At 65.0% G+C, this 25,033-nt stretch carries 22 protein-coding genes and 1 pseudogene; 10 read left to right on the top strand and 13 right to left on the bottom strand.

Annotated features, from left to right (window positions below; genetic code table 11):
* Positions 1–10: 10 nt before the first annotated feature.
* Positions 11–954 (top strand): annotated as a pseudogene (locus HMI57_RS19535) (AbrB family transcriptional regulator).
* Here the strand turns inward: HMI57_RS19535 and HMI57_RS09170 are convergent.
* Entirely contained in the window at positions 951–2,042 is a 1,092-nt protein-coding gene (locus HMI57_RS09170; RefSeq protein ID WP_171585641.1) for an isocitrate/isopropylmalate family dehydrogenase, read from the bottom strand. The pseudogene HMI57_RS19535 and the gene HMI57_RS09170 sit on opposite strands and share 4 nt — an antisense overlap.
* A gap of 129 nt (positions 2,043–2,171) precedes the next feature.
* Here HMI57_RS09170 and HMI57_RS09165 point away from each other — a divergent pair, with 129 nt between their 5' ends.
* From HMI57_RS09165 to HMI57_RS09150, 4 genes are all read left to right on the top strand, one after another.
* Positions 2,172–5,003, top strand: a complete 2,832-nt coding sequence (locus HMI57_RS09165; RefSeq protein ID WP_171585640.1) for an aconitate hydratase — start codon at positions 2,172–2,174, stop codon at positions 5,001–5,003.
* Positions 5,004–5,036: 33 nt separating this feature from the next.
* Positions 5,037–5,435: a universal stress protein gene (locus HMI57_RS09160; RefSeq protein ID WP_171585639.1), complete on the top strand. Its 399-nt coding sequence runs from the start codon at positions 5,037–5,039 to the stop codon at positions 5,433–5,435.
* Between the two features lie 71 nt (positions 5,436–5,506).
* Positions 5,507–6,988, top strand: coding sequence for an FAD-dependent tricarballylate dehydrogenase TcuA (tcuA, locus tag HMI57_RS09155; protein WP_171585638.1), 1,482 nt, complete (start codon positions 5,507–5,509; stop codon positions 6,986–6,988).
* 80 nt (positions 6,989–7,068) lie between these two features.
* The gene (locus HMI57_RS09150; protein ID WP_171585637.1) at positions 7,069–7,737 is read left to right on the top strand and encodes an FCD domain-containing protein; all 669 of its coding nucleotides are present in this window, start codon (positions 7,069–7,071) and stop codon (positions 7,735–7,737) included.
* A 171-nt stretch (positions 7,738–7,908) separates the two neighbouring features.
* Here the strand turns inward: HMI57_RS09150 and HMI57_RS09145 are convergent, their stop codons facing one another.
* Complete coding sequence (locus HMI57_RS09145) at positions 7,909–9,411, bottom strand: NAD(P)/FAD-dependent oxidoreductase (protein WP_171585636.1); 1,503 nt, start codon at positions 9,409–9,411, stop codon at positions 7,909–7,911.
* A gap of 125 nt (positions 9,412–9,536) precedes the next feature.
* On the opposite strand from HMI57_RS09145, the gene HMI57_RS09140 reads away from it, so the two are divergent.
* Both HMI57_RS09140 and HMI57_RS09135 read left to right on the top strand, forming a co-directional pair.
* The gene (locus tag HMI57_RS09140; protein WP_171585635.1) at positions 9,537–10,271 is read left to right on the top strand and encodes a glutamine amidotransferase; all 735 of its coding nucleotides are present in this window, start codon (positions 9,537–9,539) and stop codon (positions 10,269–10,271) included.
* Positions 10,272–10,385: 114 nt separating this feature from the next.
* Complete coding sequence (locus HMI57_RS09135; protein WP_171585634.1) at positions 10,386–11,621, top strand: glycerophosphodiester phosphodiesterase family protein; 1,236 nt, start codon at positions 10,386–10,388, stop codon at positions 11,619–11,621.
* Between the two features lie 18 nt (positions 11,622–11,639).
* On the opposite strand, the gene HMI57_RS09130 is transcribed toward HMI57_RS09135, so the two are convergent.
* From HMI57_RS09130 to HMI57_RS09105, 6 genes are read right to left on the bottom strand one after another with little or no spacing between them, the layout of a single operon-like run.
* On the bottom strand, positions 11,640–11,996 hold the full coding sequence (locus HMI57_RS09130; RefSeq protein WP_171585633.1) for a hypothetical protein: 357 nt from the start codon (positions 11,994–11,996) through the stop codon (positions 11,640–11,642).
* Positions 11,997–12,040: 44 nt separating this feature from the next.
* Positions 12,041–12,739 (bottom strand): SDR family NAD(P)-dependent oxidoreductase, encoded by a 699-nt coding sequence (locus tag HMI57_RS09125; RefSeq protein WP_171585632.1) that lies wholly within the window; start codon positions 12,737–12,739, stop codon positions 12,041–12,043.
* Entirely contained in the window at positions 12,736–13,500 is a 765-nt protein-coding gene (locus HMI57_RS09120; RefSeq protein ID WP_171585631.1) for an SDR family oxidoreductase, read from the bottom strand. Before HMI57_RS09120 ends, HMI57_RS09125 begins: the two co-directional genes overlap by 4 nt.
* Complete coding sequence (locus HMI57_RS09115) at positions 13,493–14,872, bottom strand: MFS transporter (protein WP_171585630.1); 1,380 nt, start codon at positions 14,870–14,872, stop codon at positions 13,493–13,495. The genes HMI57_RS09120 and HMI57_RS09115 overlap by 8 nt, the downstream gene beginning before the upstream one ends.
* On the bottom strand, positions 14,869–15,759 hold the full coding sequence (locus HMI57_RS09110) for a polysaccharide deacetylase (RefSeq protein ID WP_026551726.1): 891 nt from the start codon (positions 15,757–15,759) through the stop codon (positions 14,869–14,871). The genes HMI57_RS09115 and HMI57_RS09110 overlap by 4 nt, the downstream gene beginning before the upstream one ends.
* Before the next feature lie 3 nt (positions 15,760–15,762).
* A complete protein-coding gene (locus HMI57_RS09105; RefSeq protein ID WP_346655174.1) occupies positions 15,763–16,848 on the bottom strand; it encodes an asparaginase in 1,086 nt (361 codons plus the stop codon).
* 236 nt (positions 16,849–17,084) lie between these two features.
* On the opposite strand from HMI57_RS09105, the gene HMI57_RS09100 reads away from it, so the two are divergent.
* A complete protein-coding gene (locus HMI57_RS09100; RefSeq protein ID WP_171585629.1) occupies positions 17,085–18,149 on the top strand; it encodes a LacI family DNA-binding transcriptional regulator in 1,065 nt (354 codons plus the stop codon).
* On the opposite strand, the gene HMI57_RS09095 is transcribed toward HMI57_RS09100, so the two are convergent.
* From HMI57_RS09095 to pxpA, 5 genes are read right to left on the bottom strand one after another with little or no spacing between them, the layout of a single operon-like run.
* On the bottom strand, positions 18,135–19,115 hold the full coding sequence (locus HMI57_RS09095; RefSeq protein WP_171585628.1) for a biotin-dependent carboxyltransferase family protein: 981 nt from the start codon (positions 19,113–19,115) through the stop codon (positions 18,135–18,137). The genes HMI57_RS09100 and HMI57_RS09095 overlap by 15 nt on opposite strands.
* The gene (locus HMI57_RS09090; RefSeq protein WP_171585627.1) at positions 19,105–20,007 is read right to left on the bottom strand and encodes an allophanate hydrolase subunit 1; all 903 of its coding nucleotides are present in this window, start codon (positions 20,005–20,007) and stop codon (positions 19,105–19,107) included. Before HMI57_RS09090 ends, HMI57_RS09095 begins: the two co-directional genes overlap by 11 nt.
* Positions 20,004–21,365: a biotin carboxylase N-terminal domain-containing protein gene (locus HMI57_RS09085; RefSeq protein ID WP_171585626.1), complete on the bottom strand. Its 1,362-nt coding sequence runs from the start codon at positions 21,363–21,365 to the stop codon at positions 20,004–20,006. The genes HMI57_RS09090 and HMI57_RS09085 overlap by 4 nt, the downstream gene beginning before the upstream one ends.
* Positions 21,362–21,601 (bottom strand): acetyl-CoA carboxylase, encoded by a 240-nt coding sequence (locus HMI57_RS09080; protein WP_171585625.1) that lies wholly within the window; start codon positions 21,599–21,601, stop codon positions 21,362–21,364. Before HMI57_RS09080 ends, HMI57_RS09085 begins: the two co-directional genes overlap by 4 nt.
* Positions 21,602–21,654: 53 nt before the next feature.
* On the bottom strand, positions 21,655–22,404 hold the full coding sequence (gene pxpA, locus HMI57_RS09075) for a 5-oxoprolinase subunit PxpA (protein ID WP_228721012.1): 750 nt from the start codon (positions 22,402–22,404) through the stop codon (positions 21,655–21,657).
* 93 nt (positions 22,405–22,497) lie between these two features.
* Here pxpA and HMI57_RS09070 point away from each other — a divergent pair, with 93 nt between their 5' ends.
* Together HMI57_RS09070 and HMI57_RS09065 are read left to right on the top strand one after the other, a co-directional pair.
* Positions 22,498–23,979 (top strand): PucR family transcriptional regulator, encoded by a 1,482-nt coding sequence (locus tag HMI57_RS09070; RefSeq protein ID WP_171585624.1) that lies wholly within the window; start codon positions 22,498–22,500, stop codon positions 23,977–23,979.
* A gap of 31 nt (positions 23,980–24,010) precedes the next feature.
* Positions 24,011–24,946 carry an acetamidase/formamidase family protein gene (locus HMI57_RS09065; protein ID WP_171585623.1) on the top strand — a complete coding sequence of 312 codons (936 nt, stop codon included), beginning with the start codon at positions 24,011–24,013 and terminating at the stop codon, positions 24,944–24,946.
* Positions 24,947–25,033: the final 87 nt, after the last annotated feature.

Here is a 25,033-nt window from a genome sequence, read left to right as displayed (position 1 = left end):
GCTGGGGGCCATGGTGGTGAACGGGCTGGGCGATAGGCGGGTGGCCCGCTCTGCCCGCTGGCCCAGCACTGTCGAACGCATCCGTGGACTCCCGGGGCCTGTCCGGGTGACCGGGCAGGCGCTCCTCGGGGTGATGGCCGGGGCTCGGCTGAGCCTGGAAACCCTGCAGAGCCTCGCCGTGTCTGCCCTGCCCGTCACCCTGTCGGTGGTCCTGCTGCTGGGGTTGACGATGGTCCTGGCCCGGTACCTGTTTTCCCGGCACCGGGTGGATCCGTTGACAGCGGTGATGGCGGCCGCGCCGGGAGGTATCAGTGAACTCTCCGTCGCTGCCGCCAAGCAGGGTGCTGCCATGCACGTGGTGCTCACCGTCCACCTGTTCCGGGTGCTGGTCGTGGTGCTTGTGGTTCTGCCGATCCTTATTTTCGTGATTGGCCACTGATGCTCATCCAACTGCTGATCCTGCTGGCCAGCGGCGCCGCCGGATCAACCCTCGGCTATTTCCTCAGGCTCCCCATGTGGCCCATCACCGGGGCGCTGCTCGGCTCGGCCGCCGCCAACGTCCTGATGGCCGCGTCAATCACGATGCCGTTCGCGCTGAGCTTCACCGCGCAGGTCCTGGTGGGCACAGCCATCGGCGCGTCGGTCATGCCGGGCTTCCTGGGGGAGATCCGCAAATACCTGGTGCCGGCTGTCGCCGTCGTCGTCACGCTGGTGGCGGCGGGGATCAGCGCTGGCGTCCTGATGAGCGCACTGGGTCTACTGGGGTTGCCCGAGGCGTTGCTCGGCATGGTCCCCGGTGGGGTGGGGGAGATGGTGGCAGCGGCCTCAGTGCTCGACGCCGACAGCGCCCTGGTGGCCGGCATCCACGTGATCCGTCTGCTCATCACCCTGTGGACGCTCCCGTTGCTCATCAAATGGGCGCAGACCTGGAAGCGTCCACCGCTGCCGGGTTAGGGCTGCAGGTGCTCCAGCACCGCTGCGGTCACCGATTCGGTGCCCTTTTCCGGGCCGCCCGCTGGCAGGATTACGATGCTGCCGTCGGCGAAGGATTCCTCGACAGCCGCCTCGATCCGCATTGCTGCACGGTCGTGGCCGCTGTGCCTCAGGAGCAGGGCGGCGCTGAGAATCTGGGAGGTGGGGTTGGCCAGGTTGCGCCCGGCGATCGTGGGGGCGCTGCCGTGGATCGGTTCGAAGTAGGAGGCGCCGTGACCGATGTTGCCGGATGGGCACATGCCCAGTCCGCCGACGGTGCCCGCACCGAGGTCGCTCAGGATATCGCCCAGGAAGTTCTCCATCACCAGGACGTCGAAGCGATCAGGCTCCACCACCAGGGCGTGAGCGGCGGCGTCGGCGTAGACATGGTTGGCCTCGATGTCCGGGTAAGACGCGGCGACCTCGTCGAAGACCTCACGGAACAGCGCGAAGCTGCGCAGCACATTGGACTTGTCCACGCAGGTCACACGCCGCACTCCGTCACGCGGGGCACCGTTGCGGGTCCGGGCATGTTCGAAGGCGAACTTAACAATCCGTTCGGTCCCGGCGCGGGTAATCAGCATCTGGTCCGATGCCGCGTGGTAGTTCCTGACGCCGCCGCCACGCGAAAGGTACAGGCCCTCGGTGTTCTCGCGGATGATCGTGTAGTCGATCTGTCCGGGCTCAAACTTCATCACAGTGTCAACGCCGCGGAGCATCCTGATCGGGCGGACGTTGGCAAACGTGTCGAGGCCAATCCTCAGCAGGCCGCCGAGCAGGCCGGCTTCGGTGCCGTCAGGCTTGCGGACGTCGGGCAGGCCCACCGGTCCCTTCAATATACCGTGTGCCTGCCGCAAACGGTCCAGCGCGCCCGGGAGCAGTGCCTCCCCGGTCTCCCGGTAAACCCCCGCGCCACCCGGTTCTTCGGTCACGTCGACGGCGGTGCCATCGGCGGCGCAGGCGGCTTCGATCACTGCGACGGCGCTTGCCACCAGCTCAGGTCCGATCCCGTCTCCGGGCATAATGCTCAGGCGAAGTGGGCTGATTGGTTGGGTCTCGATGTTCGGCATGCGCCTACTCCATCTACGCTGGTGGTGGAAGGGTTTCAACAATGACTGTGTACGAGTGTATACAACATTTTTGCAATCCAAGATAAGATGTAGCCAAAGGCTTATTCGATCCGCGAAGGGATACCTGCAATGACTGCTGTCGACACGTTCGGCTCCAAAGATGTACTCGAGGTGGCGGGGGCTGAATATCAGATCTTCCGCCTCGACGCTGTGGAGGGCTCAGAGAAGCTCCCCTACAGCCTCAAGGTTCTGCTTGAGAACCTGCTCCGCACCGAAGACGGTGCCAATATCACCGCGGACCACGTCCGCGCCCTGGCCAGCTGGGACCCGGAGGCCGAGCCGGACACCGAAATCCAGTTCACCCCCGGCCGCGTCATCATGCAGGACTTCACCGGTGTGCCCTGCGTCGTCGACCTCGCTACCATGCGTGAGGCAGTCGTGGAGCTCGGTGGCGACCCCAAGCGGGTCAACCCACTGGCACCGGCCGAGCTGGTCATTGACCACTCGGTGCAGATCGACTTCGCTGGCAACGCCGGCGCCCTGGAACGCAACATCGAGATTGAGTACCAGCGCAATGGCGAGCGGTACCAGTTCCTGCGCTGGGGCCAGACCGCGTTCGATGACTTCCTGGTGGTTCCTCCCGGAATGGGCATCGTGCACCAGGTCAACCTTGAGTACCTGGCCCGCACCGTGATGACCCGCGAGGTCACCACCGGCGACAGCACCGTGCTGCAGGCCTACCCCGACACCTGCGTCGGCACCGACTCCCACACCACCATGGTCAACGGGCTCGGCGTCCTGGGCTGGGGCGTGGGCGGCATCGAAGCCGAGGCTGCCATGTTGGGCCAGCCCGTCTCGATGCTGATCCCCCGCGTGGTGGGCTTCAAGCTCACCGGCGAGATCCCTGCCGGCGCCACCGCGACCGACGTCGTTCTCACGATCACCGAGAAGCTGCGTAAGCACGGTGTGGTCGGCAAGTTCGTCGAGTTTTACGGCGAAGGCGTCAGCGCTGTGCCCCTGGCGAACCGCGCGACCATCGGCAACATGAGCCCCGAATTCGGCTCCACCGCTGCCATGTTCCCCATCGACGAAGTCACCATGGACTACCTGCGGCTCACTGGCCGCCCGGAGGAGAACCTGGCACTGGTCGAGGCCTACGCCAAGGCGCAGGGCATGTGGCACGATCCGAGCAAGGAAATCCTGTTCTCCGAGTACCTGGAACTGGATCTTTCGACGGTTGTCTCCTCGATCGCCGGCCCGAAGCGTCCGCAGGACCGCGTCGAGCTGACCAACGCCAAGCCACAGTTCCGCAAGGACCTGGAGAACTACGTGCACCGCTCCGTCGAAGAGGAGGGCGCGACGGTCGACGAAGCACTCGAAGAGTCCTTCCCCGCCTCCGACCCACCCTCGTCAGTCGAAGCCGACACCAAGATCGACGACCACCCGCACGAGACGGTCACCGAGACCGACGCGAACCGCGACTCCAGCCCCGTGGAGGTCACGACCGCTGACGGCCGCAACTTCACACTCGATCACGGTGCGGTCACCATCGCCTCGATCACCTCCTGCACCAACACGTCCAACCCGTCGGTGATGATGGCTGCAGCAGTGCTGGCCCGCAACGCCGTCGAGAAGGGCCTCGCCTCCAAGGCCTGGGTCAAGACCTCCGTCGCCCCGGGTTCGAAGGTTGTCACCGACTACTACGAGAAGTCGGGGCTGATCCCGTACCTGGAGAAGCTGGGCTTCTTCGTGGTCGGTTACGGTTGCGCCACCTGCATCGGTAACTCCGGTCCCCTCGACGAGGAGATCACCCAGGCCATCCACGACGCCGACCTCGCGGTCACCGCGGTCCTGTCCGGTAACCGTAACTTTGAGGGCCGGATCAACCCTGACGTCAAGATGAACTACCTGGCCTCCCCGCCCCTGGTGGTTGCCTACGCACTGGCCGGCACCATGGACTTCGACTTCGCGTCCGATCCGCTGGGCCAGGACGACGACGGCAACGACGTCTTCCTCAAGGACATCTGGCCGAACCCGGTTGAGGTGCAGAAGATCATCGACGAGTCCATCGACAAGGAGATGTTCCAGACCAGCTACAACACCATCTTCGATGGTGACGAGCGCTGGCAGTCACTGCCCACCCCGGCAGGCGACACCTTCGAGTGGGATCCCAATTCCACTTACGTGCGGAAGCCTCCGTACTTCGAAGGCATGAAGGCTGAGCCGGAGCCCGTCACCGACATCGAGGGTGCGCGCGTCCTGCTGAAGCTGGGAGACTCGGTCACCACCGACCACATCTCACCTGCAGGCTCGTTCAAGTCCGACACCCCCGCGGGCCGTTACCTGCTGGAGCACGGTGTGGAACGCAAGGACTTCAACTCCTTCGGCTCCCGTCGTGGAAACCATGAGGTGATGATCCGCGGCACCTTCGCGAACATCCGGATCCGCAACCAGCTCCTCGAGGACGTCGAGGGCGGCTTCACCAGGGACTTCAGCCAGACCGACGCGCCCCAGGCTGCCGTCTACGACGCCGCGATGAACTACCAGGCAGCCGGCACCCCGCTGGTGATCCTGGCGGGCAAGGAATACGGTTCCGGTTCATCCCGTGACTGGGCCGCCAAGGGCACCGCGCTGCTGGGTGTCCGGGCAGTCATCACCGAGAGCTACGAGCGGATCCACCGCTCCAACCTCATCGGGATGGGTGTGCTTCCCCTGCAGTTCCCGAAGGGTGAAAACGCCGAGTCGCTGGGCCTCACCGGTACCGAGACCTTCGCGGTATCCGGCGTGACCGAACTGAACAACGGCACCACCCCGAAGACCGTCACCGTGACTGCGACCCCTGAAGGTGGCGGCGCGCCGATCACCTTCGAGGCCGTCCTGCGGATCGACACCCCGGGCGAAGCCGAGTACTACCGCAACGGCGGCATCCTGCAGTACGTGCTGCGCCAGATCGCCGTCTGACCCGCTCCACCGACGTATCCGAGAGGCCGTTCCATGAGTATTGTTCTAGCCCACGCCCACAACCCGTCGGCTGATGCCGCCTTCGACTTCGCCCTTGCTGAAGCCGTGGCGCATCACTGCAAACTGGTGATCGTGAACTCGTCCCGTGGGGCGGCCCTCGCGGATCCAGCGCTTGCGTCGGACGAGCAACTGACCGCGCTCGAAGCGCGGGCCACGGCTGCCGGAGTGGCAGTCGAGATCGAACGACCGATGCGCGGCAATGACGCGGATGCCGAGGTGCTCGAAGCAGCAGAGCAGCATTCAGCGAAGATGATCGTGATCGGGACACGGCATCGGTCCGCGATGGGGAAGTTCATCCTGGGCAGCACCGCGCAGCGGATCATCATGGATGCCGATGTGCCGGTAGTCGCCGTCAAGCCTCCAAAGAGCTGATCGTCTGCTCTTGAAGTATGTGTATCCCACTGTATACAATGGGATACACATACTTCTTTAGGAGGCAGGACATGGACGAAGCCAGGAATGCTCAGCAGACAGACGTCGTCGTTATTGGTGGCGGCAATGCCGGATTCTCGGCGGCGCATGCAGCGGCGCAGCGTGGCCGGTCGGTCATTCTGCTGGAGCGCGGCACTGAGGATCTCGCCGGGGGAAACAGCTACTACACAGCCGGTGCCACCCGCATCATCCACGGTGGCCTGGACGACGTCTCCGACTTCATCGAACCCGATGACCGGCATGCCGTTACTGAAGTGCCTGCCTACACGGCCGAGGAATACGCCGCGGATCTCCGCAAGGTCACCAACGGCAAGAACGATCCCGAGCTCACCGAAGTCCTCGTAGCGGAGAGTCAGGACACGGTCCGCTGGCTCAGCGGCCTCGGCCTGAAATACCGCCTGATGTACGAACGCCAGGCTTACGTCCGCGAGGACGGCAGCTACCTGTTCTGGGGCGGTCTTCACGTCGGCAATGTCGGCGGCGGCGAAGGGCTGATGGCGGACCACACCGCGGTCGCCAAGACCCTCGGCATCGACGTCCGCTACGGACACACCACCACCGGGCTCATCGTCGAGAATGGCGCAACCGTTGGGGTGACCTACAGCCTGACCGATGGCAGCACCGGCGAGATCCGTGCGGAATCGGTGGTACTGGCCGCTGGCGGCTTTGAAACGAACCCCGAACTGCGCCGCAAGCACCTCGGCGAGGGCTGGGAGAACGCCAAGGTGCGCGGCACCCCGTACAACGACGGCGCCCTCCTGCAGGCAGCGCTCGACGTCGGAGCGGTGCCTGGGGGCGACTGGAGCACCTGCCACAGCGTGCAGTGGGACGCCTTCACCCCCTGGAATGAGAGCAACCGTGAACTCACCAACCGGTTGACCCGTGGCGGGTACCCCTTGGGAATTATCGTGAACCGTGACGGGAAGCGGTTCCTCGATGAGGGTGCCGATTTCCGCAACCTCACCTACGCCAAGTACGGCCGGGAAATCCTCAAGCAGCCCGGCTCCATCGCCTATCAGGTGTTCGACGCCGACCACCGGCCACTGCTCCGCAGCGAGGAATACGATATGCCGGGGATCTCGGTGGAATCAGCCGATACCCTCGAGGAACTCGCAGCGAAGATCGGGGTGGAGCCGGCAGCGCTGGTCGAGACGGTCACCACTTTCAACGACTCGATCGACCGCGACATCGTCTGGGATCCGAACGTGCTCGACGGTCGCGCCGCACGGGTGGACCCGCCGAAGAGCAACTGGGCGGCACCCCTGGAGAACGGGCCCTTTTACGCCTTCGCGGTCACCTGCGGCATCACCTTCACCTTCGGTGGCCTGAAGTCCGACACCCACGGCAGGGTGCTAACCGCCGACGGCACACCCATCCCGGGGTTGTTCGTCTGCGGCGAGATGCTCGGCGGTCTGTTCAGTGAAAACTACCCCGGCGGGACAGGCTTGGCGGCCGGAATGGTCTTTGGTCGGCGTGCGGGCAACCTCGCATAGCCCAAGCGGACCTACAGTAGTAGGGTGCCTACTGTCCGGCGCCCGTCTAGAGGAGCAGCAATTGTCTGAGTTGGCGATACGTGTCTGATCTGGCTGATTCGACGGGACGCGTAGATGGCGGAGTAATCTTCCGGGTGCTGCGTAGCGAGATTCTGGCGGGAATTCACCCTCCCGGGACGCCACTGCGTGAGGTGGGGCTCTCGGAGCGGTTTGGCGTTTCCCGGACCCCCATTCGCGAAGCGCTCAGCCGGCTGCAGCACGAGCGGCTGCTGGAGCGCGCCGCTCGGGGGCTGCAGGTGCCCCAAATCGATCCCCAGGAAGTCATCCAGATCTACGACCTGCGGGTCATGCTGGAGCAGGAGGCCGCCGGGCAGGCTGCCATCAGCCGCACAGTCTCGGACATCATGCGTCTCGAAGGACTGGTGGAGCGGGATCGCGAACTTGATTCACCGGACGACCTGACCCGGATCCGCTGCAACCTCGAATTCCACACCGCCGTCTGCTCCGCATCTCACAACCGGGTGCTGCAGGACCTGCTCGAACGGCTCTCCACCCACCTCATCCATACCCCTCGGTCCACCCTGTCGGTGGGCAATCGGTGGGAGGATGCTCTCGATGAGCACGAGGCTCTGGTGAAGGCAGTCGTCGATCAGCGGGCGGACGACGCCCGGCAGATCGCCCGGCAACACATGGAAACGGCCCGCGCACTGCGGCTCGAATTGCTGCGGACGGCCGCGAAGGCCGAGTAGCGGGTCCCTTTCGGCGTGCGTCCCACTAGTGTGGGCCGCATGCCTCACCGCCGCGTGGCTACTCCTGGCAGGCGCACCGCACCTATGGCAGGAAAGTGCTGGACGTGCAGACCAGTGGAGAGGCAACCACTTCCGTGCAGCTAGACCACTTTTCTGGTGTCAGCCGTGTAGCTACGCCACTTTCCTAGCCCCGGCTGCAGCCACGGGCGCGGGCACGACGTCGAACGCCATGTTCGCGCCGACGTCGCCCAGTAGCGCCTCAGGGACATCCAGCAGGTAATTCGTCCCGACCGTCCACGGCCGACCAATGCCCTGCCGATGGAACACCTCCGCGGACCGCTTCATATATCCGGACGAGAGATCCAGCAGGGGCCGGCTCACCATGCCCGGCTCCGGCACCGGGACGGCCACCGTGTACCCCTTCCGATCCATATGCTTCAGCAGCCGGCAGACGTACCGTGAGCTGAGGTCCGAGCGCAGCGTCCACGACGCGTTCGTGTACCCCACGCAATAGCCCAGGTTCGGGATCCCCGTCACCAGGACACCCCGGTAGACCCACGCGTCACCCAGGTCCGCTGCCGCGCCGTCGACGCTTAGCTCGGCGCCGCCGAGTGGCTGCAGGGACAGGCCGGTCGCGGTGACCACGACGTCCGCCGCGAGTTCCCGACCGGACGCGAGCACAATCCCCTGCGGTGTGAAGTGCTCGATCCGGTCGGTCACCACTGACGCCTTGTCGGAGGCCAGGGTGCGGTAGAAGTCGCCGCCGGGCGCGACGCAGAGGCGCTGCTCCCACGGGTTGTAGGCGGGGGTGAAGTGGTCGCGGACCTGCTGATCGTCGTCGAGCAGGGAGCGGGCCTGCCCGCGCAGGAACGCCTTCGCCGGCCGCGGCGCCCGTTTGCACAGCTGGTAGAACGCCAGCGGCACCACTACGTTGCGGGCACGAGCCAGCCGGTGCGCCAGCGCTGCGGGCAGGAGGCGGCGGAGCGTGTCGGCGAACCCGTCCCGCTGGCCCACCGACACCACGTACGACGGCGACCGCTGCAGCATCGTGACGTGGGCGGCGTCGTCGGCAAGGGCCGGAACGAGGGTGACGGCGGTTGCACCGCTGCCGATCACCACCACCTGCTTGCCGGTGTAGTCGAGGTCCGCGGGCCAGAACTGGGGGTGGACGACGGCGCCGGTGAAGGACTCGAGGCCGGGGAAGTCGGGTTGGTGGCCGTGGGAGTAGTTGTAGTACCCGGTGCAGGCGTAGAGGAACGAGCAGGTGAGTGTCTGGACGGTCGAGCCTTCAGGTTGCGTTTTCTCCAGCTGCAGGGTCCAGCGGCCGGTCAATGACGAAAAGTCGGCGCTCACCAGCCGGGTGTTGAATCGGATGTGCCGGGTCAGGTCGGACTCGCGGACCTCGTCCCGCAGGTAGCCCAGGATCGAGGAGCCGTTCGCGATGGCATCCGGGGCCGTCCAGGGCCGCCAGGGATAGCTGAGGGTGTACATGTCGGAGTCGGAGCGCACGCCCGGGTAGCGGAACAGGTCCCAGGTGCCGCCGATCGCAGCTCGCGCTTCAAACAGGGCGAACGTCTTGCCTGGGCATTCGGTCCGCAGCCGGTGTGCGGCACCGATCCCCGAGAGTCCGGCGCCGATGATGGCGACGTCGAGGTGCTCGATGGGGGAGGCCATGACTCCATTATCAGGCAGGAGACTTCAGGGTTCCGGGAAAGTGGGTACCCCGCAGCGACGGGGTTGCCCCACCGCTTTTGTGCGGTGGCGCCACTATCGTGGCTGACGGGCAGTAGTCTCGACAGGTGAAACCGTTTCTGTTGCTAGCCACCCGTGCCGAGGACGCCGCCGCCGACGGCGAGTACCAGGCGTTCCAGCGCTTCGGCGGACTCGCACCGGATCAGCTGCACCGCGTCCGGGCCGAATCCGGTCCGATCCCGCACCTCGACCTGAACCACTATTCCGGGATCATCGTGGGCGGCAGCCCTTTTAACTCCTCCGATCCCGAGGAGGATAAATCCGGCGTGCAGCGGCGGGTGGAACGCGAGATTGGGGAGTTGCTGGACCGGGTGGTCGCGGCCGACTTCCCGTTCCTGGGCGCCTGCTATGGCGTCGGGACGCTCGGCCGGCACCAGGGGGCGCTCATCGACAGGACCTTCGCCGAACCGATTGGGCCGGCGTCGATCACCGTAACCCCCGCCGGCGCGGAAGATCCGCTGCTGTCAGGCGTCCCGGCGTCGTTCGATGCCTTCGTGGGCCACAAGGAGGCTTGCACCACCCTGCCGGTGGGGGCGGTACTGCTGGCCTCCTCGGCCAGCTGCCCGGTCCAGATGTTCCGCATCCGCGAGAACCTGTATGCCACCCAGTTTCATCCAGAACTCGACGTCGACGGGCTGGTGCAGCGCATCGACGTGTACCGCAATGCAGGGTATTTCCCGCCCGAAGAGGCCGAGGACTACATGGCCCGCGCCCGAGCCTCCCGGGTGGAATGGCCGTCTGCCATCCTGCGGAACTTTGTGGACCGGTACGCGGCAGAGTAGCCGCGGCGAGCTTTCACGCTCCGTTTACCCGGTATTGATGTCCGGGATGTCCTGGTGAGGCAGCGTCTGTGGAGGAGGGGATCTCGCCCCACCACAACGAAGGGAACATCTTCTATGGCATCCCGTTTCGCCAAGACCCTCACCGGCACAGCCGCCGCGGCGGTGGGCCTCACCCTCCTGGCAGCGCCCGCCGCGTCGGCGCAGGCTCCTGTCCAGGCTCCTGCGGCTCCGGCACAGGACGACGCACCACCTATCCTTATCGGGCATCGCGGCGCGGCCGGAACCGCGCCGGAGAACACTGTTGCCGCGTTCAAGGACGGCCGTAAATCCGGCGCCGATTTCTTTGAAATCGATGTCCAGCTCAGCTCCGACGGTGTGCCGTTCCTCTTCCACGATGACACCCCGGCGCGCACCACCAATGTCGAGGACGTCTTTCCGGACCGCGCCACCGACCCGATTACCTCCTTCACCTGGGCCGAGCTGCAGCAGCTCGACGCCGGTTCCTACTTCGACGACCAGTTCGTCGGTGAACGCATTCCGCACCTCGACGACGCGGCGAAGGTCGCCACCACCAAGACCGGTGTCTACATCGAAATCAAGTCGCCGGTGAACTCGCCGGGCATCGAGCAGCTGGTGGCCGACGAACTGCGCACCGACAAGACCTGGCAGCGCCTCGTCGCAGCTGACAAGGTGCAGGTCCTCGGGTTTGATGAAGGTTCCAACCGGACGTTCGCCGGGATTGCACCGGACATTGAACTCCAACAGCTGGCCGGGGTGGTGCCGGGCCCCGCAGTGCTGGCCTCCTGGGCTACCTTCGCCGATTCCGTGGGGACCAACTACCGTGTCCTGACGCCGCAGAATGTCAGCGACGTCAAGGCGGGAGGTCTGGTGCTCGGCGTCTACACGGTGAACTCGCCTGAGGCGGTCCAGGCGTCGATCGACCTGGGAGTCGACGCCGTCACCACCGACTTCCCTATCCAGAACGTCCGGTATCTCAAGGGGGCGCCGGTGTTTCCCGGCAGCGGCGTGGAAATTGTCGACTCGGTGAACAACCCGGCCGGCGACGACGTCCAGCCCGAAACCGGCGAGCATGTCCTGCTGCGCAATGCGATCACCAGGAGCATTGACGTGAGCGGGTATCTCCTTCGGGACGCCGCCAACAACATCCTCACCGTCGGTGACGGATATGTGCTCGATGCAGGTGCCGAACTGCGGGTCTACACCGGTCCCGGAACCAACACCCCGGAGGCCTACTACAACGGCGGGACGGCGTCGTTGCTGAACAACGGCGGCGAATCGTTGGGTCTCTGGACTCCCGAGGACAAGCTGCAGGATGTCTTCGCCAACTAACTGGCGCAGGCCAGAGGGCTAAAGCGGAGTAGGCATGTCGCTCAGCTGAAGCCCGGCGGCGACGACGTTCAAGGCGACGCCGGTTTCGTTCAGAAGCCGGGCCCGTAGCCGCTGCCGCAGTCTGTCCGAGTGAGGCAGCACCGCGGGGTCCTGCAGGAGGGTCAGCCATACGTCATTGACCGTGGCGCATTGGGTGACGGCGCCGGTCACTCCGCGAACCAGCCAGGTATCCCCAGCAGCTTGAACGCTGGGGATACCTGGCAGGCCGTGGCAGAGGGCGTTGATGGTTTGCGCCGCGATCAGCCGGTGGCGAAGGGTGCTGACTGGGCCGAGCACCTCATCGGCAGTGACCGTCCGTCCGCAGGCGCCGCACATTTACTGGCCTCTCATTGCACTTGCGAGAGAGATACGGGGAATTATCACTGCATCACGTCACCGGAGTTGGGCCCCAGCGTCTGGCCGACGAAGAGGTTGCCGCCGGGATCGCTGGCAAGCAGCAAAGCGACGGGAGCAACCTCCGCCGGTGTGCCAAAACGCCCCAGCGGCAGCTCCTTCCGTTTGGCCGCCTTCCAGGCCTCGGAGATTCCCTCTACCAGCGGCGTTTCGATCGGTCCCGGCGCAATGCAGTTGACCAGCACGTTGTCACCAGCCACCTCGAGAGCGAGGGACTTGGTCATACCGATCAGGCCCGCCTTCGCCGCACTGTAATGGCTGAGGCCGGTGCCGCCCTTGATGCCCAGCTGGGACGAAATGTTGATGATCCGTCCCCACTTGTTCTCACGCATCTCGGCGACCACCTCACGGCAGCAGAGGAAAACCCCCGTCAGATCGACCGTGATGGTCTCCTGCCACCGGGCCAGCGACATGTCCTGGAGCGGTGATTCCGTGAGCAGTCCCGCACTGTTGACCAAGACGTCGATCCTGCCCAGCTCTGCCCGTGCCGCGGCGAAGCCGGCCACCACGCTGGCCTCGTCGCCCACATCAACGGTGATCGAGTGGGGTGAGGGCGTCCGATCCAGCACCACCACCCGCGAACCGGTCTCCCGGAAGGCCTCGGCGATCGCCGCCCCGATGCCGCTTCCGCCGCCGGTGACGACGACGGTCCGCGCGGTGCTCATGCCTTCATCTTGACGGTGAGGCCGCCGTCGACAATCAGCGACTGCCCGGTCACGTAGGCGGCGTCGGCTGAGGTGAGGAACCCAATCACACTGGCGACCTCCTCAGGTCGGCCCACGCGACCCCACGGGATGTCCTGGCCCGCGCGCTCCAGGCCGTCCGGCCCCAATGAGTTCACCGGATCCAGGGACTGAGGGGTTTCGATAAGCCCGGGAATTACCACATTGGCCCGGATTCCGCGGGGACCCAGTTCGACGGCGACACTCCTGACCAGACCAAGAATTCCCGCTTTGGCGGCCGCGTAGTGCGCATGCTCCTCCCAGCCGTAGACTCCACCCGCGATGGACGAGACGGCGACCATCGCGCCGCCCTCGTCCATACGGGTGGAGCCGGCCCGCAGGGTCCGCAGCACGCCGGTTAGATCGACGTCGAGCATGTCGTTCCAGCGAGAGTCGGTGAGCTCATCCAGGGAAGCATTGCGCAGGACGCCTGCGTTGGCTACCGCGTAGTCGAGCCGCCCAAAATCATTGAGCGCCCGATCTGCGAAGGTTTCCACCGACTCGGTGTTCCTGACGTCCACTTCCTGGATGACGGCCTGGCCTCCGGCCCGCTCGACCAGGCGGAGGGTCTCCTCCGGGTCGTGCGGATCGCCGGAAAAGGTGCCGATGACCGAGCGGACCCCGCGCTGCGCGTAGTGGACGGCGAGAGCTCGTCCAATACCACTCGCAGCGCCGGTAATGATGGCTACAGGGGACTCAGACACTCGGGTCCTCCAGCAGCTCCTTGGGGATGGGCTTCGCCATCATCATCAGCAACCCGGAAACCAGGGTGCCGAGGGCGCCCACCCACAGAGCCGCAGCAGTGGTCCCTGCTGCAGCGGTCACGACGGTGAACAACGCTCCGCCGAGGATGATGCCCGGCTGGCTCATCGCTCCAATGAACGCCAACCCGGTGGCCCGGCAGCTGACCGGGTAGCACTCGGCCATGAAGTACTGGATGGCCGCGTAGGGTCCCACCAGGAAGAAGAGTCCGACGCCGTAGGTGAGGATGATGAGGAAGGGGGTGGAAGCGATGGGGCTGAGCATCACCGAGAAGGAAATACCCGAGATGATCCAGCCGATAATGATGGTCTTCTTCCGGCCAATGACATCGCCGAACCAGCCGTGGAAGACATAGCCGAAGTAAGCCAGTGCGTTGATGACGATCAGCATCCAGAAGGCATCGGACAGTTCCACTCCGCGGGAGTTCACCAGCACTGAGGAACCCAGGATGCTGAAGACCATGATGCCGAAGAAGTTCACGATCCAGGCGAGCGAGAAGACGATCGTATTGCGCCGCAGCTGTGGTTCCCAGATGCGCTTCAGGGGAGCAGTCGAGGAGTGCTGGACACCGAAGGAGCCGGCGAGTGCGTGGGCTTCGTCGACATCGCCGGATTTCTCCAGCTGGGTCAGCTTCTCGTGCAGTTCAAACTGAGGAGTTTCCTTGAGCTTCTTGGCGATCAGGTACACGATGACCGCCGCGGGGATGGCCGCCATGATGTACAGGGCACGCCAGCCGAGTGCTGGCAGGAAGGCGAAGGCAAGGGCTGCTGCAAGCAGGAATCCCAGCGGCCAGCCGCCCTGGACGAAGGAGTAGTAGAAGCCGGGACGCTTGCGCTTCTTTTCATCCTCGGTGACCTGGAAAACTTCGTTCATGTAGGTGGCGTTGACTGCCTGCTCGGAGAATCCCAGTCCGCCGAAGGAACGAACCACCACGAGCATGGCGTTGCTGATGAAACCGAGGCCGGCAGGAATCACTGAGGTGAGCGCTGAGACGACGGCGGTGCCACCCACCGTGAGCATCATTCCCTTGCGGCGGCCGAGCCGGTCGATCACCGGTCCGATGCCGAAGCAGACGATCGCCGTGCCGACAGCAATCCAGGTGTTGATCGCGTAGGCCTCGGTCTCGGTCCAGCCGAATTCCTCCTGCATGGCGGGAAGCAGGGTGCCGAACAAGCCGTAGTCAAAGACCGCGATGGTCCATGCGAGCAGGGCCAGGATCATTGCCGTGTTGGTATTTTTCTTGCTGAAGATGGGCAGCGCGCGTTTTTCGTCAGCGGTGGGCGTGGACAGGTCGATGAGTGCCGGAGCCTTCATGAGTTGGCTTCCTTTCTGGGATTGTCGGACAGGAACTTGTCGGCGATCTGGTCGAAGGTCCGCCAGGTGACGCCGTCGTGCGAGTTGAAGTGCTGGATGAGGCGCTCGAGCATGAGGAGGACCTGGGGGCGGCCCGACACGTCGGGGTGGATGGTCATGGTGAAGACGGCGTCGTCCATTTCCTGGTACACCCAGTCGAACTGGTCCTTCCACATCTGCTCGATGTCGCGGGGATTGACGAATCCGTGCGAGTTGGGCGCCGCCTTGATGAACATCATGGGAGGCAGATCGTCCAGGTACCAGTTGGCTGGGATCTCCACCAGGTCCGTTTCATGGCCGCGAACCAGAGGTTTCATCCACGCCTCGGCGGGCTTGCTGTAATCGATCTTCGTCCAGCTGTCGCCCACCCGTACGTAGTACGGCTCGAAGTCGTTGTGCATCAGGGAGTGGTCGTACTTGATGCCCCGCTCCAGCAGGATCTCGTTGGTGATGGTTGAGAACTCCCACCACGGCGCCACATACCCGGTGGGGCGCTTCCCTGAGACCTGCTCAATGAGTTCGATCGACCGGTCAAGGATGGCCGTTTCCTGCTCACGGGTCATCGCAATCGGGTTTTCGTGGGAGTAGCCGTGAACCCCGATCTCGTGACCTGCCTCCACCACCATCCGGGTCAGTTCAGGAAACGTCTCCAGTGAGTGTCCCGGGATGAACCAGGTGGAGGGAAGGTTGTACTTTTCGAAAAGCCGGAGAATGCGGGGACCTCCCACCTCACCGCTGAACAGCCCGCGCGAGATGTCGCAGGGGGAGTCCTCGCCGCCGTAGGAGCCGAGCATGCCGGCAACGGCGTCGACGTCTACGCCGAATGCAATCTGTATGTTCTTTGTCATGGGTCAACCTTTCGATGGGGTCAAAGCGGTCGGGGTGTCTTTCTCCGGCGGGACCAGGAGGCCCCGCCGGTGGAAATGTTGTTCGATAAGGGGGCGGGTCATCCCGAGGCTGAGAAGCAGTTGCAGCAGAATCCTCGCCTGCCCGGGGCGGAGGAGCCCGGACGGGATCGCCCCCGCGGCGAGAAGGTCCTTCCCGCCGCCCGTACCATAGACCGGCACCACAGGTCCGGCATGGACCCGCGTACTGGTGACGACGACGGCGCCTCCGGCCGTCGCCTCCGCGACCGCCGCGCATATGACCGGGTTGGCGTTGCCGATCCCCGTGGCCTCCAGCACGATTCCTGCTGCCCCCGCCGCCAGTGCAGCCTCGATCATCACTGCATCGGCACCGGGGTAGGAGGCGACGACGTCGGTTCGGGGGAAACCGACATCTTCGCCTGTCTGGGGGGCGGGCAGGGGGTCGAAGCGGCCCGGGCGGGAGTCCATCGACACGACGCCGGTGGCGGTGACGCTGCCAGCCGGGATGCTGTCGGGACTGTCGAAGGCCGCATGGGCGGTGGTATGAACCTTCCGCACGCCCGCCGAATGGAAGATCTGCCCGGCGAAGCTGACCAGGGCGCCCCGACCGCCAGCATCACGGGAGGTAGCGACGGCGATGGCGCGCCGCAGGTTATCGGGACCATCAGGGGTGGGGTGATCGGCGGCGTACTGGGCGCCGGTGAAAACCACGGGTCGCCAGTCGTTGTGGAGCAGATCGGCGAGGTAGGAGGTTTCCTCGGTGGTGTCGGTCCCGTGGGTGACGACGACGCCCACCACCAGCGGGTCGCGCAGCGCGGTTTTGACCTCGGAACAGATGTCCAGCATGTCCGGGAAGGTGAGCCGGTAGGAGCCCTTCCGCATCACATCGACCACCTTGACCGGGATCGATCCGTACCCCGTACTCTGCAGCAGCACCTCGCCGGAGTCCTCGGCGACTGTCGCGCCGCCGGCTGCTGCAGAATTACGGGAAGCAATGGTGCCACCGGTAGCCAGCAGCACCACGTACTGTTCCTCGCCAGCGTTCATGATCACCTCCATCTCGTTCGACACGCCTTTACACAATCGTTTGGGTAGGTGGCAATTCAGGTCCGGTCAGGACTCGCATCCGGTGTTGATTGGCCCCAGTAGCTGACGTATCTGTCCTGCTGGACATGCAACCCAATCGTTTGGGTTGCGATCAGAAAAAGACTAGGATGTGATCTGAGTCTCGTCAAGAGGTCGGGCAAAAGTTTTCACGTCTGAAACAATCGACCCATCACGCAAGGGCAGGACGGAGGGGGAGCTTCATGAATAGATCAGGATCAGGACGTGCGCCAGTCACGCTGAAGGACCTTGCCAGCGAGCTGGGCATTCACCCCTCGACAGTGTCCAGGGTGTTGCATTCAACGTCAGATGTCGCCAAGGGTGCCGCGTCGTCAGTCACAGCCCAGAAAGTGCGGGACCTGGCCCGCGAGCGCGGGTATTCGCCGGATCCCCAGGCCAAGAGCCTCAGGACCCGCCGCACCAGGGCCCTCGGCGTGATCGTGCCGCGGCTCTCCGACATTGTGCTGGCCACCATGTACGAGGGCATCGAGGAAGCGGCAGCCGAGAGTAACTACTCGACCTTCGTGATGAATTCGCACGACAGCACCGATGAGCAGCGCCGAAAAGCCGAGATCATGCTGGCCCGCCGGGTGGATGGGCTGATCCTCGGCGACGTGCACGCCGGCAGTGACCTGTTACCGGACCTTCGTGCCCGGCACATCCCGTTCGTGCTGATGAACCGACGGCACCCGGGGTTCCCCTCGGCAACCTGCGATGACGTCGTTGGTGGGGAACTGGTGGCCGACCACCTCTGGCAGGCAGGCCACCGCCGTGTTTCCCTCATCGCTGGAGAACCCTATGCGAGCACTGCCCTGGACCGCACCGCCGGGTTCCGGCAGCGCTGGCGGGATCTCGGCGGCAACCTTCCAGACAGCTCAGTGATCTGGTCCCGTTTCGACACGGAGGGCGGCAGGGAGGCAGCGGAAACCATCGTGGGGCAGCCCGGACCTGCGCCGACGGCGGTCTTCGCGGTCAACGACTTCGCGGCGATCGGAGCCATGGGAACTTTCCGCGCCCACGGCCTGACCGTGGGCCAGGACATCGCCGTCGTCGGCTTCAATGACACTTCCCTCGCGCCGCAGCTGCCCATCCCGCTCTCCTCGGTGCACTCGCCGATGTTCCAGATCGGCCGTCAGGCGATGCTGATGCTGCGACGGGTCATCAACGGCGAGCAGGTCGAGTCGGTCAGGATGACCCCGGAGCTCTTCATCAGGGAAAGCAGCGCAGCGTCCCCTCTCGACGAGTCACAGCGTTCACTGGCCAGCTGACCCCCAGATTCGGGACCTGATCTGCTTCCCCTCAGCGCGGGCAGCGAGGGCCTCTTCCATGGTGACCGGTGTGAAGGTTGTCTGGGTGCCCGGAGCGCTGCGGGCCAGCAGATCCATGTCAGAGCTGATGACGGTGGCCACCATGGCGTAGCCGCCGCCGGAGACTGCATCGCGGTGGAGCACGATGGGTTCCTTGCCGCCAGGAATCTGGATGGAGCCGATCGCGTAGCCGGCGTCGACGATGTTCGACGGATCGGATCCTGCGCCGAACGGCTGAACCCTCGGCTTCCAGGACACGGACGGGCCGGCATACCGCAGACCCGTCCGGTCCGCGACGGGCGTCAGCTGCCACGTGGCGCTAAACAGCGTATCCAGCCCCTCCTCGGTCAGCCGATGGTCGTACAGGCCGGGCATGACCCGCACCGTGATCTGCTTGGCGAAGGTGGGACGGAGGGACTCGTCGATGAAGTCAGCGGCCGACGCGTGGCGTTCCGACCCGGCCGTCCCGACGTCCAGGGTGTCACTTGCCTTGAGGGTGCGCCCCTCGAATCCGCCCATGGCGCCCAACGCGTAGGTGGAACGGCTGCCCAGCACCACCGGGACGTCGATTCCGCCCTGCACAGCGATGTAGTAGCGGGTTCCGGCCCTGATCATCCCGAAGGACACCTCGTCGCCGACGGCCAGCTCAAGCCGGGTCCACTGTTCCCGGGGCGTCCCGTTGACAAGCACATCAACGGGGGCGCCGGCGACGGCGATGACGGCGTCGGCGTCGGTGGTGAACCGGGGACCGATGTAGGTGCACTCCAGGACGGCTTCAGCCGGCGTGTTGCCGGCGAGGGCGTTGGCCATCTCCGCCGACAGCTGGTCCATTGACCCGCCCTGGGGGATGCCGACGTGGTAGTAGCCGGGACGGCCCGTGTCCTGGACCGTCGTGGCAAGCCCGGGTTCAGTGATCCTAATGGCCATTGAGGTGCTCCATGATCTCCTGGTTGTATTCGGTGGGGTGGGCCAGGGCCCGCTCAAGGTCGAACACCACGGGCGCCTGCCGGTAGGTGAAGGACCCGTCAGCCACGAGCTCCTGGATCTCGCGGTATTCGGCTTCGTCAACCGGCTTGAACTTCACAATGTCCCCGGGTTTGAAGAAGATCATGAAGTCGTCGAAGTCCGAAAGCCGCTGGGCAGGATCGAAGATCGGGGCCGCGGCGATCCCGAACATCTGGTACCCGCCGGCGCCGCGGACCGAGTAGATGCAGGCAAAGCAGCCGCCGTGGCCGACGGTCAGGGCGGGAGTATCGGTGCGGGGGCTCAGATACTTGGGGACCTCGAGCTGTTTCTCTTGCGGCACGATCTGGAACATGAAGGGCAGGCCGGCCACGAAACCGACCATCGACACCAGCCACGGCGACTCGTGGTGGCGGCTGATGAACTCGGCCGGGGACGCCAGATTGTTCTCCTCGGCCGCGAAATCGAGGTCATTGCCCTCCGGACGCTGGTGTCCCGAGCGGAAACGGACACCGGTTTCCCGGGTATACGGATCGTCGTACCAGACCGGCACCTCGATGATGCGGGTCTGGAGAGTGTGCTGTGACATCTGCGCCACCTCGGCCTCGACGCCGCGGACAGCCTCCTCGAGGGCGCTGGGCGGGAGGTCATCCGGGTTGAAGCGGATCAACAGGGACGCGTTGGCCGGGCAGATGTCGGTGATTCCCGAGAGGTCCCGGGACCCGAGCGCGGCAGCCATCGCGTTGGCTTTGAAGTTGGCGGCGAGGCTCATGCCCTCGGCAATTTCGACGAAGAGGAATTCGTCTCCTCCCCAGGTATAACGGGCCGCGTCTAGGTGAAGGGCTGTTTCACTCATGCACTAGCTCCTAACAGGTCGGGTGTGGTTTCGATGAATTTGGAGTGGTGCTCGACGGCGACCACCTCGCTCCGCGCGAGGACCGCCTTCAGCAGGGGGAGAGTGGTCTTCACCCCGGAGATGAGGACCTCGCTGAGTGCCCCGGCCGACCGGGCCATCGCCTGGTCCCTGCTGGAATCCCAGACAATGAGCTTAGCCAGCAGCGAGTCGTAGAACGGGGCCACGGCCGACCCGGCCACCACTCCTGAATCGATGCGGACACCCGGTCCTCCCGGCCATTGCAGCCGCTCCAGGGTGCCCGGGCTGGGCATGAACCCGTTTTCGGGGTCCTCGGCATTGATCCGGAACTCGAAGGCGTGGCCGGTGAAGGCGATGTCCTCCGGGGTGAGGCGGAGTGCGCCGTCGCGCGCCACCAGAATCTGTTCACGGATCAGGTCCAGGCCGGTGATCATTTCCGTCACGGGATGCTCGACCTGCAGGCGGGTGTTCATTTCGATGAACGCTGCCTCCTGCGTGTCAGGGTTGTAGAGGAATTCGACCGTGCCCAGCCCGCTGTAGTGACATTGGCGGCCTAGTTCGATCGAGGAGGCCAGGATGGTTGCCCTGACGTCGTCGGGCAACCCGGGGGCTGGTGCTTCCTCGACGATCTTCTGCTGTCGGCGCTGCAGGGAACAGTCCCTGTCGCCCAGGTGGATGACCTGTGCGCCGTCGCCGATGATCTGGACCTCAACGTGCCGGGCGCGGTGGACAAACTGCTCAAGGTACACGGTGGAGTCCCCGAAAGCTGCCTGGGCTTCGGCCTGGGCGATTTCCACGGTCGACAGAAGATCGGCAGCTGCGGTGACGAGGCGGATGCCCCGGCCGCCACCGCCAGCTGAGGCCTTGACCACGAGGGGATAGCCCACCGTCTCCGCGATGCCCAGGATGTCGCTGTCCGGTGTGAGAGCCCCGTCGCTGCCGCGCAGGGTGGGAACTCCTGCTGCCTTGGCTGCCTGCCGGGCACGGGACTTGTTGCCCATGAGCTCGATGGCGTCGGCGGATGGGCCGATCCAGGTTAGCCCCCGGTCAACCACGGCTCGTGCGAACCCGGCGTTTTCGGAAAGGAAACCGTAGCCAGGGTGCAGGGAGTCGCATCCGGTGGCCGACGCCGCCTCCAGGACCGCTTCTGCATTGAGGTAACTTTTACCCGCCGGCGCCGGTCCGATGATGGCAACCTCGTCAGCCAGTTGAGCTGCGTAGGAGCCTTCATCGGGTTCGCTGGCCGCCAGCACCGTCTTGATACCCAACTCGCGGGCCGCACGGATAATCCGGACGGCAATTTCGCCGCGGTTCGCGACCAGCAGCTTCTCCACGGTCATCCCTCGGTCACCGTCGCAATGACGTCGCCGGGGTTGACGGTGCCCGAGTCCTCGATGGCGAAGCTTTCGAGTATCCCCGAGACGTCACTGCGCACTTCGGAGAACTGCTTCATGATCTCCACGACGCCGACCGTCTGGCCGGCGTCGATCCGATCTCCGACGGCGGCGTAGGGCTCCTTGTCGGGGCCGGGCTTGCGGTAGAAGATGCCGGGAAGTGGGGAAATGATGTCGGTCATGGGTGGCCTTTCGGTGCCCTATTTTGGGCTGCTGGGTGGACGAGTAGGTGCCATTAGGAGAGGGCGGCGCGCACGGCGGCGGCGACGTCGGGGGAGTTGGGTGCATCGGAGTGCACGCAGATGCTTTGGAAGTCGATGTGCAGTTCGGTGCCGTCCGATGCCTCGACGATGCCGTCCGCCACCGCACGGCGCACCCGTGTTGCAGCTTGGGCGGGGTCGGTGGGTTCGGGGCGGCGCTGGATCAGCAGTTGACCTGCGGGGCCGTAGTTGAGGTCCACATAGAGTTCACTGACGAACTGCACTCCCATGTCGTCACAGACCGTCTGGTGCTCGGTAGCCGCCAGACCGTAGAACGGCACGTCATAGAGGGCAGCAACCTTGGCCGCGGCGGTCATCAGGGGCCGGTCCCTGGACAGCATCCCGTAGAGCGACCCGTGGGGTTTGATGTGGTTGAGGGTGACGCCGGCGGCGGTGAGGAAGGACTGGAGGGCTCCCACCTGGTAGAGGAGGATGTTCTCCACCTCGTCGGGGGTCAGCTTCATCTCGCGTCGGCCGAAACCGACCAGATCGGGTAGCCCCGGGTGGGCGCCGATGCCGAGTCCCCGTTCGGCAGCTGCTGAGACTGTTGCGGCCATGGTGTCGGGGTCTCCGGCATGGAACCCGCACGCCACATTGATGACGTCGACGGTGTCCATCAGGGCAAGGTCATTGCCGAAGGAGTGCAAGCCCAGGGACTCACCCATATCCGAATTCAGGGTGGGGGCTGGCTTGCTGGTGGTGGGGGTCACAGCTGGCGAAGTCATGCGCTTCACACTAGTGGCCTCCCACGTAGCCGATATAGTGGACTTCCGCCCTCGGATAAACCGGTTTGATGGGCATCTGCACAGGTAGACTTGATGATTATTGCTGATCTGCTCTCCGAAGACACCCTCCAACTCCGGCTGCATACCCCCAGTTCGAGTGAGCGACTAGCCCGGGAAATCAGCTGGTGCGCCCCGGCCGAAACCATCGATCCCACCCCGTTCCTGAGCCGAAACGTCCTCCTCCTAACCAACGGCATTGGCCTGAATATCGAGGACGACCGCACCTGGTCGGCCTATGTGGAGCGGCTGGTCTCAGTGCAGGTAGCCGCCGTGGCGTTCGGTACCGGGTTCGCCCACCACCTGATCCCGCCGGGACTGGTGCGCGCTGCAGCAGACCACGATCTGCCGCTGTTGGAGATTCCACGGTCGGTCCCGTTCCTTCAGGTGCACCGTCACGTCACCAATGTGCTGCAGTCCGAGCGTTTCACCGCGATCACCCGGTCCTGGGAGCTCGCTCAGGCCTGTGCCGGTCTCGCGTCATCGGGGGCAAGACTTTCCGTCATCCTTGACGCGGTCGCTGCGGCGGTCAGGGGCGAGGTGGCGATTGCCGACGCCGTGGGTACGGTCATTGCCAGGTCGCCGGAACGGTCAGCCTGGAGTCAGGAGGACCTGGAGGTGGCAGCATCGGCAGGGATGGATGCCACGGTTCCGTTGCCGATGGGGACAGGGGATTCCTTCCAGCTAGTGGTGCGGGGTGCCGAGGTGGAGCATCCAATTTCCACCCTCCTGGCGCCCGTAGCGTCGATCATTGCCGTGCAGTTGCAGACCGCGCTGCTGACCACCACGTCCAAGCAATCCGAGTTGGTGACGTTGCTGGACCAGGTGGCCGACTGGAGTGGGGTTGCGCTGGAGCAGTTCGCCGAGACCGTGCGGTCTACCGGGCTCCTCAACGATGAGGCGACGGTCGTCATCGCGGCGCGCACCGGCCACGGCACCCTGTCGGACGCCTGGAAGACCCGGCTCATGCTGCAGTCAGCGTTCGACGTCGTCAGGGTCCAGGTGCGCGGCGGGACGCTGTTCGCGTTCGCCCAGCAGCCACACGCGACCGGTCCGCAAACCAACACCCTTGAACCGCTGCTGTCCTGGTTCATGAAAGAGATGCCGGACCAGGCCGTGGTGCTCAAGGGTCCGTGCGCGAGCAGTGATGAGTTGCGACTCGGCGTCTACCAGGCCCAGGACCTTTTGGCGGCAGCGAAGGGGCCGACCATTGCACCGGAACTGGGGATCAGCGCGCTGATTGCCTCCACCGCCACCCACGGAGCGAGGGCTGGCGCGCGGAGGCTCCTGGCTCCCGTGGTTGCCTACGATGCGACGCATTCCTTGGCACTGCTCGACACCCTCGAATGCTTCCTCGCCCACGATGCCCAACCGTCCCGCGCCGCCGCGAGCCTGTACATCCACCGAAACACCCTGAGCCAGCGGATTGGCAAACTCGAAGGGTTGTTGAAGTTGTCCCTCTCCACTTTAGAGGGGCAGGCGACCTGCCTGATGGCCCTGCGGATCCTCAAGAACTGAGCCTCTCATCAGGGCGCCGTAGGCTGACCCCATGACCATTCCCTTTCTTGAGCCCAGCCTGGCTACCGCCACCCAGGTGTTCTCCCGCGATGCCCTACCGGTATTGACGGTCAACCCCGGGGAGTCGGTGCGGGTCCGCTCCCTCGACGCGTGGGGCCACCTGGAACGTCAAATGGTTCCCGGCGAGGACAAGGCGCAACTCTTCACCGAGCGGAAGGGGCACTGCCTGACCGGCCCTATTGCGGTATCGGGGGCGAAGCCGGGGGACATGCTGGCGGTCACCTTCGTGTCGCTTACCCCGGATTCGTGGGGGTTCACCAACGCCGGGCGGAAGGATGACGCGTTCACCCGGTTGCTCGACGTCGACGGCGGCACCCCGCAGTGGCTGCTCTGGGACATCGACGTGCCGCAGGGCACCGCCAGCAACCAGTTGGGGCAAAGCGTGAAGCTCAACTCGTTCCTCGGCGTCGTTGGTGTCCCGTCGAACCGCCCCGGCGACTTCGCGACCACCCCGCCGCGGGCCGACGGCGGCGGCAACATCGACTGCAAGGAACTTACCGCCGGGTCCACCCTGTTCCTGCCGGTCACCGTCCCCGGCGCGTTGCTGAGCATCGGCGACGGCCACGCCATCCAGGGCGACGGCGAGGTGGGCGGCACCGCCATCGAGTGCGGAATGACCACCGACCTGGTGCTCGACGTCGTCCTCAATGCACCGCTACAGACCGTGCACGCAATCACCCCGACGGCGAAGATCACCTTCGGCTTCAACGCGGACCTAAACCTCGCGACGGCCGAGGCGCTCTCCGCGATGCTCACCTGGATGCAGCAGCTCTACGGCATGGAACGTACCCACGCGCTCGCCCTTGCAAGCACCGTCGTCGACCTGCGGATCACGCAGATCGCCAATGAAACGTGGGGCGTCCATGCGGTGTTGCTCCACGATGCCGTGCAGGCATCCGCCGGCTGAACCCAACTTCCAGGCGTGCAGTCCACCGAATAGCAAGTAGGCTTAGGACTTGCGATACCAACTGTTTGACCGCCCAACGATAGGGGT

This window comes from Arthrobacter sp. 260, assembly GCF_013116745.1.
In the GTDB taxonomy this organism is placed as follows: domain Bacteria; phylum Actinomycetota; class Actinomycetes; order Actinomycetales; family Micrococcaceae; genus Arthrobacter_D.
The sequence above is the reverse complement of the archived record's forward strand: the minus strand, read 5'-3'. Positions and strand labels throughout refer to the sequence as shown.